13 protein-coding genes are annotated in these 12,522 nt (G+C 37.5%); 5 read left to right on the forward strand and 8 right to left on the reverse strand.

Annotation, left to right across the window (positions count from 1 at the left end):
- Positions 1–91 precede the first annotated feature (91 nt).
- Positions 92–520, forward strand: a complete 429-nt coding sequence (locus AACV33_RS19055; RefSeq protein WP_017020570.1) for an N-acetyltransferase — start codon at positions 92–94, stop codon at positions 518–520.
- A 40-nt stretch (positions 521–560) separates the two neighbouring features.
- Here the strand turns inward: AACV33_RS19055 and AACV33_RS19060 are convergent, their stop codons facing one another.
- Both AACV33_RS19060 and AACV33_RS19065 read right to left on the reverse strand, forming a co-directional pair.
- Positions 561–1,043: a hypothetical protein gene (locus AACV33_RS19060; protein ID WP_017020571.1), complete on the reverse strand. Its 483-nt coding sequence runs from the start codon at positions 1,041–1,043 to the stop codon at positions 561–563.
- Positions 1,034–1,942 (reverse strand): winged helix-turn-helix domain-containing protein, encoded by a 909-nt coding sequence (locus AACV33_RS19065; protein WP_182700538.1) that lies wholly within the window; start codon positions 1,940–1,942, stop codon positions 1,034–1,036. The genes AACV33_RS19060 and AACV33_RS19065 overlap by 10 nt, the downstream gene beginning before the upstream one ends.
- Positions 1,943–2,316: 374 nt before the next feature.
- Here AACV33_RS19065 and AACV33_RS19070 point away from each other — a divergent pair, with 374 nt between their 5' ends.
- Entirely contained in the window at positions 2,317–2,907 is a 591-nt protein-coding gene (locus AACV33_RS19070) for a porin family protein (protein ID WP_023603076.1), read from the forward strand.
- A 212-nt stretch (positions 2,908–3,119) separates the two neighbouring features.
- Positions 3,120–5,876, forward strand: a complete 2,757-nt coding sequence (locus tag AACV33_RS19075; RefSeq protein ID WP_065610685.1) for a hypothetical protein — start codon at positions 3,120–3,122, stop codon at positions 5,874–5,876.
- Between the two features lie 105 nt (positions 5,877–5,981).
- Here AACV33_RS19075 and AACV33_RS19080 read toward each other — a convergent pair whose 3' ends face one another.
- The 3 genes from AACV33_RS19080 to AACV33_RS19090 form a co-directional block, all read right to left on the reverse strand.
- Entirely contained in the window at positions 5,982–6,494 is a 513-nt protein-coding gene (locus AACV33_RS19080) for a DUF2127 domain-containing protein (RefSeq protein ID WP_017020575.1), read from the reverse strand.
- Positions 6,495–6,769: 275 nt separating this feature from the next.
- Positions 6,770–8,068, reverse strand: a complete 1,299-nt coding sequence (gene brnQ / locus AACV33_RS19085; protein WP_065610687.1) for a branched-chain amino acid transport system II carrier protein — start codon at positions 8,066–8,068, stop codon at positions 6,770–6,772.
- Between the two features lie 356 nt (positions 8,069–8,424).
- Entirely contained in the window at positions 8,425–9,513 is a 1,089-nt protein-coding gene (locus tag AACV33_RS19090) for a threonine aldolase family protein (RefSeq protein WP_065610689.1), read from the reverse strand.
- A gap of 184 nt (positions 9,514–9,697) precedes the next feature.
- On the opposite strand from AACV33_RS19090, the gene AACV33_RS19095 reads away from it, so the two are divergent.
- A complete protein-coding gene (locus AACV33_RS19095) occupies positions 9,698–10,222 on the forward strand; it encodes a DUF1993 domain-containing protein (protein WP_017020578.1) in 525 nt (174 codons plus the stop codon).
- Between the two features lie 73 nt (positions 10,223–10,295).
- On the opposite strand, the gene AACV33_RS19100 is transcribed toward AACV33_RS19095, so the two are convergent.
- The 3 genes from AACV33_RS19100 to AACV33_RS19110 all read right to left on the reverse strand — a co-directional run bounded on the left by AACV33_RS19100 (position 10,296) and on the right by AACV33_RS19110 (position 11,995).
- Entirely contained in the window at positions 10,296–10,523 is a 228-nt protein-coding gene (locus AACV33_RS19100; RefSeq protein WP_017020579.1) for a helix-turn-helix domain-containing protein, read from the reverse strand.
- Between the two features lie 9 nt (positions 10,524–10,532).
- Positions 10,533–11,081 carry a DUF2975 domain-containing protein gene (locus tag AACV33_RS19105; RefSeq protein WP_065610691.1) on the reverse strand — a complete coding sequence of 183 codons (549 nt, stop codon included), beginning with the start codon at positions 11,079–11,081 and terminating at the stop codon, positions 10,533–10,535.
- Positions 11,082–11,257: 176 nt separating this feature from the next.
- A complete protein-coding gene (locus tag AACV33_RS19110; RefSeq protein WP_026025287.1) occupies positions 11,258–11,995 on the reverse strand; it encodes a subclass B1 metallo-beta-lactamase ALI-1 in 738 nt (245 codons plus the stop codon).
- A gap of 206 nt (positions 11,996–12,201) precedes the next feature.
- Here AACV33_RS19110 and AACV33_RS19115 point away from each other — a divergent pair.
- The coding region (locus AACV33_RS19115; protein ID WP_182700539.1) for a LysE family translocator at positions 12,202–12,522 on the forward strand (321 nt) is incomplete at its 3' end.

The following is a 12,522-nucleotide window of genomic DNA, read 5'->3' on the forward strand; positions in this document are numbered from 1 at the left end:
AAATAACGCATTCTGTCGTAAATATTCAATGCTAATCATCATTGTTCATTCATACTCTTTTCAACATACGAAATAGGAATTTATTAATACTATGATCAGAAAATACAATGCAACAGACATCAATCAAGTGCTCAGCATTTGGCTTAACGCATCAATTAAAGCGCACGATTTTGTGGCTGAAGAGTTTTGGCAATCACAATGTGAAAACATGCGTAATATCTATATCCCAGCATCAGAAACGTATGTTTGTGAAAAAGATAACGCCGTCATCGGTTTTTATTCTTTATATGAAAATCATCTTGCTGCTATTTTTGTTTCTCCAGAACATCAAGGCAATGGCATTGGGCAACAATTAATGACGCACGCTAAACAGCAACGAAATGCACTAAGCTTATCTGTCTATAAACAAAACGAAGCCAGTTACCAATTCTACTTAAAGCAGGGGTTTTCAGTGAAGAGTGAACAAGCGGATGAGCATACTGGATGCATGGCGTATTCGATGACGTTTGATGTGAAATAATAAGGGAAGAGAGGTAATTAACAACTACCTCTTCTTTTATTTAAGAAGCAAAACAGACAAAATTCTTATCTTCATTTTTAATACGATTCTGGAAATACAATTGATCATCATCAATCATATATTTTAGATCAAACTCAAATCCTTTTAGGGATTCAATATCTCGAATAAAAATAGGCGCATTCTTAGGTTGTCTATGCCAATCTATTTTCTTATAAACCAGTGATATTTTATTCTTAGCAACCGTTTTGTACCCTAATTCATAAAGCAATTCGTACTTTTCCCTCTCTCCGTTTTTAAACACTAATTCCCCGGATTGATAGAGTGTTAAATTCGAAGACGAAGCAAAATCAAATAAATCTCGTTCAAGAATTTCTTGATACTTTTCATAAGGTGCTGAAGTGAAGCCCGTCGACAATTCATTGCAAGACCAACGAGTTCCAGAAAACTCGGTATTCTCTGGCATCCATTTATAAATACCGGCTCCAATTAAAATTAAGAATAGAACTAGATTTACTATTCGCATATTAATTTCGCTCTTTTTAGGCCGTTCGCAATAATGGTTGGTAAATTTTCATGTGAAAACTTACTTAATGAATAATTACTATTTCGGTTGCTGTTTTTTGCAACAATGTACCCTTTCAATGAGTAAGTATCGTCATCGTACACAGAGTCATACATACGGATATAAATTTCAGCATTACACTCAACTAAATTTAAAGACTCAAGACCCGATTGAATAGCCTCAATATTATCTTTACCTCTTGTGTTATTAAGTATGTAGAAATCTGTATTTTTTATCTCAAAATGATTGTAATTTTCTTTCACTAAAAAATAAGGAACGGACGATGCTTTCTCATACCAACACACTGCGGCGATTAGTGAGCATAAACAAAAAGCGATTAATGCCGATTTCAAAGAAGGCTTTGTTAATAATCGCACGCGAGAACGGCCGACTTCAGTCGTCGGCAACACCGGCACATCGTTACTGATTGCGACATTATCATGAACCATTAAGGGGTCCTCAGCTTGAGGAGACACCAAAACGGCTTTCGGTTCGATATTATCAATAACTGGCGGTATAATTTGGGGTTCAATTACCGGTTGCATAACGACGGTTTCATCTACGGTCAGTAAATACCCTACTTTACTAACGGTTTTTATCGCAATGCCTTCAGCCTCTAACTGGATAAGATTACGTCTTAATCCAGAGATAACATTCGTTAAGGCTTGATCGGTAACAATCGCCCCTTCCCAACAAACATCAAACAGTTCATCACGATCGATGCAATTTCCTTTTTGCTCTAACAATAATGTGAAGACGTTATAAGGCAAAGGCCTAAGTATAATTGCATCATCCGCATTATTACTTAACCTTCTTGTCGCGGGTTCTAAAACCAAATTTGCAATTGTGATTTTCTGCATTTGAGCCTAACGACAGTTAATTCTATTGAGTCATTTTGCTTATTTGAAAACAAAATCAGATGTAATGTAATTAAAATGAACATTTCGTTACGTTTTTTCTTACTAATATGCCAGTCTACCGAAAAAAGAATACAAATCAACGATTCACTATAACTTTGAAATGAAAATCTACGAATTATTTATAAAACAACGGATTAAATAACTTTCATCTTTCAACAGATTTAGTTATCAACCAATTTTGTTTTTTAAAACTGAGATAATAAATCAAACAAAATTCACATATTTGTATTTAGTGTGGAACTCATTTAGTTTATTTCCATCGTCTATTTACTATGTAGTTAACTTTACCTATTAGATTTATACGGGACAACAAAATGAAAAAATCGATACTATTATTAGCGTTACTGTCTGCTTGTTCATACGCAAATGCCGCAACAAATGATGTCTCTGGCGTTTACTTAGGCGGTGGTTTTGGTACGACTGATTTTGATGATGATGGTGGCTTTGGTGCAGCCAACATTAATGATAATGACTCTACCTTTAAATTAATTGGTGGCTACCAGTTTAACCGCATTGTTGCAGTAGAAATGCAATATACAAAATACGGTGATTTAAAACTTACCCATTATAATTCTCCTATTAACGGAACCGTTGAGCATTCTTCTGTATCACTTGCCGCAAACGTAGGTTATACCTTTGACAGCGGTTGGAGACCATTTGCTATTGCTGGCCTAGGTTCAATAGAACAATCAGGAAAAGCATACGGACTTTCTGATAGCGATAGCGGTACTTCTTTCCACTATGGTGCAGGTGTTGAATATACACCTAAAACATTAGGTGGCCTTGCCTTCCGTGTTGCTTATGAAGGCGACCTCTTTGTTGTTGATTCTGGCAGTAATAATATCGATGATGATTACGCAATGACAATTGGTACATTGTACGCTGGCGCAACTTACAAATTCTAATAATAACGATTGTTGACTAGGCTAGGATACGAATAAAAACGGGGAACTTTTGATTGCCCGTTTTTTATTTCAACTCGAATAACAATATGACGTTAAAAATAGACCTATAATTTATTTATCTCACCCAATGTCATTCCATTGAATTTTTCATCGACCGTTTGTTTAAATCAATAGTTAAATAACGCAACCTTAAACATATTAAGAGAATTTAAATGAAGATATTCCTTACTGGATTAACGTTATTGATTGCAGTTCCAACTCTTGTGCATTCAGCGCCATTAGTAACGCCTAATCAAGCAGGTGTTGCTCAAGATCAGGATTACTACACCCAAGACGTGCGTAATACTCGCCTTATTTTTACAGAAGAAAACAAACAACACGCCGAACATGCTGCAGGTGTTGAGAGCATATTACAGCCAGCTTATGAGGACACCTTTGGCTATCAAATGGATGACCGTTTAAATGTCGGCTTGATGTCATCTTATAATCAAATTGCCAATGGTTTTTCGACTCAATTCCCGCTTAACCGACAAATCAACTATATGGGTGGAGCACAACTTCCCGACTATTTCTCATCAAGCTCTTGGCTCGATACCTTGTTGTTTCATGAAACCGCTCATGATTACCAAATGAACGCGAAAGATAACGTAGTCTCTAAGTCTATGTTTGCTGTGTTACATAATGGGTCTATTGGACCGATTGGTATTATTCCTGCTGTATTACCTAACTCAACCTCTTCAAGCTTTATGCTTGAGGGGAACGCTGTTTTAAATGAATCTTGGCATGGTCAAGGGGGGCGACTTTATAGTGGTCGATACCGAGCGATGACACATGTACACGCTAAAGCCGGTAACTTATCGCCAGAGCGCCTTTATAACGACACGCTTTTCTTTCCGTATGGAGAGAGTACTTATGTTTTCGGTTCTCAGTACCAATATTATCTCGCCGATACTTACGGTCTAGATGTCACTAATAAGTATTTCAAAAATCGCTCTCAGCATTGGTTATGGCCTTTTCAAGTTAACAAACCAATGAAGAAAACCGTTGGCGAAGATTTTGATAGCACTTTTGCCGCATGGGTTAAAAAAGAAACCCAAGAGGCAAAAGAGATGCAATTAGCACAAGGGAAGGTCATTGCACGCTCTAAATATTATGGTGAACTGAATACCCAGCAAGGCAATATTCTTTTCTTAACCAATCCGACCGCTGTTCGAGCCCCTACTCTGGTTCATTATGATTTAACCAATAATGAAGTAAAAAAAGAAAGTAGCAGCTTAGATATGGGGAAAGTCTATTACAGCCAAGATAAATACTATACGGTTTCAGGACGTCGTACTTCAGTTTGGCGTACCACTCAAGGTTTATTTAATAACGATGCTCAAATTAAAGAAGGCAGCGAAGGCCGAGTTCATCAAGGCTATATGAGCGATGGAAAAGACGTGTATTTCAAAACCACGGAGTCTTTTGTTCAACCTCAACTTTATGTTGGCGACAAGTTTTATAGCGCAGTTAATTCATCGGTCTTAGTTAAGAATGACAACCTCTATTACTTTGTCCAAAAAGGTAATAATCGAACGTTATATCGTAATAAAGAAGCGATCTTAACCCTACCCGCTTTCTATACCATCGTTAAAGATGTGGATAGCCAAGGCAGAGTTTACTTTATCGCAAACACTGAAACAGGTAGCTCTCTTTATCGAACTAAAGACGGGGAAATTGAACGTGTTCTTAGTGCAGACAACGTAATTGATGCTCGATTGATTAATGATGACAAAGTACTAGCAACAGCGATCTCTGCGGATGACTATTATTATGTTGTTGAAAATATGGAGATAACGGCAGAAGCGCCTTATCAAGTTAAGCTTTTTTGGGATGACAAAGGTGGCCTAGCCGATCAACAGCAGCAAAAATTAGCCAACCTTGAAGACAAACAGCTCAACACCGATACGTCTTATGGGCTGTTCAACAATATTCACTACAGCCGAGGGGCGTTAACGGTTGGCGCAGTGACTGAGAAAAAGGATAACGGTGATAGTAAGCAAAAATTACGTTATAACGCGACGTTTGAGTTTACTGATCCTCTAGAGCGTAGCACCTATAGCCTTTGGGCAATGAATGATGATGAATACAGTGATTTGATCGGTGCTGGTTTCAGCAATAACCAATTTTTCATTATGGGTGGTGTTCGTGCTTATTATGTCTTAAATGATAATTACTCTGATAATAATATCCAAAAAGATCAGACTCGCAGTAGCGGGGTTGCTGCTCAGTTACGTTTGCCCTTCCTGCAAACAGGGTTTTGGAATGCGGAAATCTCTAGTAATTTCTATCAAGATTACAAATTAGATGAACGTGAACCCTTATCTGCTCAGTTAGATATATCTCGTACAGAACACTACGGCAATAGCTGGTTATTAAACAAAGAAGCCGCGGTTTCACTTTATGGCGTTCAAGATCGACATGACATGATTCACGGTGCTTCTTTATCTTTTGGCACTGATTTACCTTCTGAGTTTTACATTAACCTATCAGGAAAGTATTCAGGCAGTGATACAAACAAAGCAGGGATATATGAGCGTCGAGGTGTCGAGCTAACACAAGGCAGTGATTTTATAAATAACGACCCTAGTAGCTTTATTATGCCGTCACTTAAAGACGATGCTTTTGCTGAAACTGCTAGCTTGGCTGAGTTAAAACTATCAAAAGTGATTAACCTATCAGCTTATTCTTTCAAAGGCCCAATATCATTGCGTCGTGAGATGATTGAATTTTCTTACCGACGTTATGATTTAGGAAATGTAAATACTCTGGGTGACGTAGCGATTAACCAAGGCGTTGTTGGGCTTCATTTTGATACCTTAATAATGAATGTATTGCCTATTGGATTTTACACTCAATATATTCACAATGATGAAAACCCAATCACCGATAAGAACAGCTTCCAAGCCGGATTATCCGTTCCATTATAATCGCTAGTCTATAAGTACCAAAAATCCCCTTACTCTCAACAAATAAGGGGATTTTTGTATTTATGACGAAACTTATTCAGTGCATATTTGAAGATAAATTAACGATCAGGATATTGGCGTGACTTTTTTCTTATCGAGGATCACATAAGCCATGTATCCTACAACAATGATATTAATAATGAATGCACCAAAACTCAGAATACTTGTACGGAAGATAATTTCATAAAGTTCAAAAGGGATATAGATAGCCCCGCTGACTAAAGCAAACCATTCAGTCCATACTTGTGCTCGCCATAGTCCATAAGCTTCAACAAGTCGAATGATTGAATACACCACCGCAGCAATGGTAAATAACATGATTTTAGCGTCAGTTAATCCACTCGCAGCATCAATAAATACACTAGGTAAATGACTTGCCGGATTTAAGTGTAAACGACTCACTATTAATTCAGCTAAATGGCGTAAATTATGACCCGCTAAAGCATGCACCCCAAAAGCAACCAATAGAGAGATTATCCCCTTACTGGCTTCCAATATGGCAACCGCACGTAGCCCTTTCTTTATTGTTGTCACATTAACCTCTTTCAACTCAACACTTTCTCTTATAGAAAAAGTCATTCAATAGCACGAGTATCCCCCCTAAATTCTATTTTTAAAAGCTTATAAATACACATAGAAGCAGGAAAAAATTTAGGTTGTAGCCCTATCGTTAATATTAACAATTAAGATAATAAACGCATTTACAATAAACATTTGAAAGTAACGATATGTTAACTAAACCAACGATTAACTCATAAATTAGCGATTTAAACACATTCTCAATAGTGAATGACCCCTAATGTAAACTCATAGGGATCTTATCTATTAACCGCTTTATTTGCCTTTATCTAGTCTTAGTTCGATGACTCTAATGCACTCGATTTTCGGTTTAGTAATAGACTAATAAATACGGTTATCACTACAGGTAAAAACCAACTCGCATGAGCCGAAAAGAGAGGAATATAATGAGTTAATGATGCAGATAAAGAATCAGACAATAAACCCAAAATATGCAGTGCATCTAACCCACCAAATACAACGCTAATCATCACAACACTAACGTATGAAATAGTATTGTGTTTTGTCGTAGGTAAAAACCACGCCGCTAATACTAAAGCAATCGCCACCGGACATAATATGAGTATAGCAGGTAAGCTGATAGCCAAGATTTGCTCTAATCCGAAGTTAGCAACAACGCCCGTCATCGCTGTAACGATAATCGCGGTAATCGCAAACGGAGTGCGGAACGTTTGTTGGCTGTACTCAGCACACGCATTCGTCAACCCTACCGTCGTCGTTAAACACGCCATAATAATAATACCTGCTAATAAGTATTGACCTAGTGGACCAAATATCTCAGCAACATAACGCGTTAATAATTCACCACCATTGGTTGCGCCTTCAGCAATAGACGTTGATGTCGCACCAACATAAGCCATCGCTAAATAACACGCCGACATTAGCAGCGCATAAATCAACGTGACTTTAAGCGTTGCTTGAAAAACATCTTTTGGTGATTCACACCCTTTATCACGAATGGCTTTAATGATGACCCAGCCAAACCCAACGGCCGCAATCGCATCCATTGTCATGTAACCTTGGATCAAACCGCTTGTGATGGCTTTATTCTGATAACTGGCACTCGGATCACCAAGAACACCTAATGGCGTAATAATGGCCGCTAACGCTAACGCGGCTAGCATAAGAACAAGCAGTGGCGTCATGACTTTACCAATGTAATCCACCAACTTACCTCTTTGGAAAGCCAACAATAATGTAGCTCCCACAAACATAACCGAGAAAAGCATTAAATGATCACCAGAAAAGAAAGGCTTGATTCCCATTTCATACGCAACCGTTACTGCTCGTGGCATTCCAAACGCAGGACCAATTGCAATAAAAAGTAATACCCAAAAAGCAATCGCCAATGGTTTCGGTAACGCTTGAGTTAGTTGACCACTGTCACTCAGTCGCCCTAAAACAATCAGCGTTAATGCTGGAAGTCCAACCGCGGTAAGTAAAAAGCCGAGCATTGCTGGAAAGAATTGAGTGCCTGCTTCAAGGCCAAGAAAAGGAGGAAATATGATGTTTCCTGCACCAAGGAACATGGCAAACGTCATTAGACCAATCGCAAGCAAGTTGTGTTTTTTCAATGTACAAGTCCTTATTGCTATTGGGCTGTGCCCTATTAGCTTTATTGTGGACCGTCAGATTGGCTGAAAAAAGAAGAAGAAAATTAAGAAGTCCTCCGTCAGCCTGGCTGACGGAAGTGCCGCCAGCCTAGTTAATAATCACTAGAATGACCGCAATAATAGTTGATGTTACACGCGACACAGCACCGAGCACTATTTGGCACAAAGCAGCAAATTTTGGGGCTGTAGAAGAAAACATGGATATATCCTAGTCATTTATCGTGGTAACCAAATCAATATATAAGTAATAAACCACAATGTAAACACAATAACAGTTAAAAATCTTGCCGCTATCACATGAACCAGTTTGATTCACTTTAAGTATTGGAAAATTCTATTTTTTCTGCCACCCAGTCCAAAAGTTTTTTTAATGCCTCATCGGGCATATCAAGTAGCGTATCGCCAATGTACCACTCAATCTGAACTTGATTCTCTAATGACGTGTATTGTGGATTACCAAACCAGACTCCTTTCTCTCTCGCTAATTGATCACGCATCATCGAGGCTTTCTCATAACTTAAAGGAAGATATAAATGCAACATATTCGCATTGGGTTTCGTTGGGTTAACCGTAAATTGAGAGTAACTATTTAATAATTCATACACAGACTTAGTGCGTTCAAATAAGCTAGGCATTGCTTTTATACGCGTCTCAAATTGCATGGCAGCAGAAACAATATATGGTGTTTTGTGATAAACATTACCACCTTGGCGTTTCATCCATATGTCTGCTTTTTCAATCATGGCTTTACTGCCAAGTAGCATTGAACCACCTAAGCCATTAATTCCTTTGTACAAGGAGACATACGTGCTTTCAAAACCCTTAGCGATCTCTTGGTATGACTTGCCATAATAAGCCGCACATTCCCAAATTCTCGCCCCATCCATATGCAAATGAATCTGTTCTTCTTTGCAATGCTGCTTAATTCGTTTCAGTTCAGACCATAAAGGCAATTGCCCTCCAATTTCTCTCATTGGTAATTCATATACCGCAGCCGCTATTTTATCCGGCCATGCTTTTAAATCATCAACATTCCACGTTCGAAATACATGACCAACAGGCAGAACGTTAAATCGATTTTGCAATTGATAGCCTTGACGTTCATGGCGAAAAATATGACAGGTTTCATGCATGGCAACAATATTGTTATTTTTCTCTTCGCACACCATTTCTAATAACGTGGGCTGAGTCATGGTACCCGTCATCACAAACAAGCCCGCCTCATAACCCAATAGATCCGCGACTTTTTGTTCGAAGGCTTGAATTAATGCTCCTTCACCGTACACATCATGATGAATATCATTATCTCTACACCACTCAGCCATTTTTAAAAACTCATCGGCTGGTTTGTTCTCTTTATTACCAGAAAGTTGAGTATGGCACTGCTGTCGTAATGTTACTGTCATCAAAAATATCCTTATTAACAAATGTGCCCGTTATTCTTAGGCCTACGTTATTGTGCCGTTTATAAACAAAGAAGCAAAGCATTGTAAATAGAATAAGGATTGCGCATCTTTTACTGCCGTATTTGCAAATTGATTACTATTTATCTACATTGATATCTCTTTCGTCATAAATAAAGGAATTTTCATGACTATGCTTTCCGACATCACTCTCACCCCTTTTTCAAATTCACTCAATGTTGCGATTCATTTAATGACCAAAGCCAAATCCCATTTTGAAACGCAAAATAGAGAGCAAAATGACATTGTGGGACTTCAATTAGTTAATGATATGCTTCCTCTTTCATTCCAAGTAAGTTCAATTTGTAAGCATACTCTTGGGGCAACAAAAGCCGTATTAAGCGGTGACTTTTATATTCCATCACCTTTAGGTGAAATTGATTTTAATGGCTTAATTGAATTACTTAAAAATACACAAAAAGAGTTGAGTGAAATTACAGAAAATGAGGTCAATTCACGCTCAGGTGAAACCGTTATTTTCCACTATCCAGAACGACCTATGCCGTTTACTGCTGAGAATTTCATTACCTCATTCTCAACACCAAATCTGTATTTTCATCAAACCACACTGTACAACTTACTTCGAAAAGAAGGCGTGCCATTGAGTAAATTAGATTTCATTGGTGCTTTATCTCTTAGCCCTTCAGAGTAAAGTTCACAATAGCCAATTAAAAAAGCCCTGTTTAGCAATCACTAAACAGGGCTTAAATAGAACCAAGGTATTATTAATCGGTTGTTTTTCTATCCAAGTCCACCACATATTCCAATATATCGCCTGGCTGACATTCAAGGATTTCACACAGTTTATCTAATGTCGCTAAACGAACAGCCTTTGCTTTCCCATTTTTTAAAATAGACAAATTTGCTTCTGTGATCCCAACTTCTTGGGCCAAGTGCTTTAGGCGCATTTTTCGCTTCGCCATCATGACATCTAAATTTATACGAATGGTCATCACGAATCCTTAAATTGTATGCTCGTTTTCATCAGCAAGAATATACCCTTCTTTCATGACCCATGAAATTATTAACGTAATAAAACCAAATAGTAACGTTAAAAAATCCATACCAACAAAACTGATCGCTAATATGCGCTCACCGGGAGGATTATTAAATGATAAAATCACGGACATTGCTGCACCATAAATAACAGAAAACCCTACCCAATAAAACAAGCTATATCCTAATTTCTGATAACTCAATGCATTCTCAAGCGAGAAAATTTCATTACGCTCGTAGTTGCGAAACAAATGAATTAATACATTTAAAGCGTACATCACAACACTGCATAACAATAAACTAACGATGATGGCAAACATACGAGTTGTTAACGTTAGTGGTAATTGCGTATAACTATTAACATCGATCGTAGTCTGAATAATTCCGAATGAGGTAAGAAAATCATATTGAGTTTCAATGGTTAACCAATAATAAAGTACAGCTATCGGTGTAAAAACCAAAAATCCTTGAAAAAGTATACGTGCGCGGCGACTTTGTTTTTGAATATTAGACATAATGAATAACCTTATTGATTTGATACACAGACAATACAGTGCAAACAATGTCAAATCAATATAATTTTATCGCAAATCAATATAATTTTATCGCAAAACGATAATAAAATATTAAAAGTCGATATGCAAAATACAAAAAAGGCACTATTTCTCAAAATGCCTTTTCATAAGATTGACTAAATTTTTCCGGTAATATCGACAGTATGACTAATAATACTCGTCCCTTCACCAACGTTCCCGTGTCCAGGAACAACAAAATTTGCTTGAGGGTATTTCGTTAATACTTTTTGAGCAGACCCCGCCCATGCTTTCATATCGGCATCACCAGTCCACCCTATCGTATTCACCTCATTTGCTCGCATTAAACAGCCGCCAAGTAATACTTTTTCTTTTGGTAACCATACCACCGCATTATCTTTAGTATGGCCTCCTCCCGGATAGAAAACTTCAATCTTATTTTCTAACAACACAAAATTATCACCTGAAAATTGATGATTCGTCGCTTTCTTGTTATCACCTTTCAAAAATTTGTTCGTTAATGCAGACGCGTAAGTCTCAAAGTGATGTTCTTGCAGATATTCTAAACCACCAGTTTGATCTTCATGAAAATGAGAAAAGACCGTTTTCTTTAATGTTAATCCTCTGTTTTCAATCCACGTCATCAACTGAGGCATGTTCGACGCATTCCATGGCGTATCAATCAAATACGCATCCTTTCCATCAACATACACTAAAGAATTAGCATCGACCAAAATAGGTTTCTTTGGGCTCTGTAAGTTTTTAAATTCACGATACGATTTAACTAAAAACACATTATTCGTGATTTCTTCAAATTGAAGCGGTTTAACTACAGGCTCTGCTGCTGCATTAAAGCCAATAACCGAGCTTAGTAATGCGAGAGTAAGTTTAAACATAAATTTCATTCCTTTTTAAATATGACCGTAAACATACAATATTCTCCCTCTTGCTACTGTTAATTAAATGTAAAATATTCATTGAGATCAACACGGATTTTTCGTTTATTTTCAATAATCGACTTAATAAAAAACAGTTTTGTACAATCTTCATGTCGATTTAATGAGTTATTGTATAAAGAACTCAAGGATGAAAAAGAAAACTTATGACTTTATTTTTAGCAATGGCAATGTTTGCACTCATCACCTCCCTCTCTCCTGGGCCGGTAAATATTCTCGCTACCATTACTGGTGCTAATCATGGGTATGTAAAAACCATTCCCCATATTTTTGGTGCTACTGTTGGGTTTGTCTCTATTCTTATCCTATTAGGATTAGGGCTGATACAAGTCTTAGATAATTCCCATACGGCAACATCCATTTTAAATTACCTTGGAAGCACTTTTCTGCTTTATTTGGCTTATAAAGTAGCGACGAGCGATAGAGCAGACAAAGATAGAGATAATAAAGGCAATGCTCCAACGATG

The organism is Aliivibrio sp. SR45-2 (assembly GCF_963890165.1).
GTDB lineage: Bacteria > Pseudomonadota > Gammaproteobacteria > Enterobacterales > Vibrionaceae > Aliivibrio > Aliivibrio salmonicida.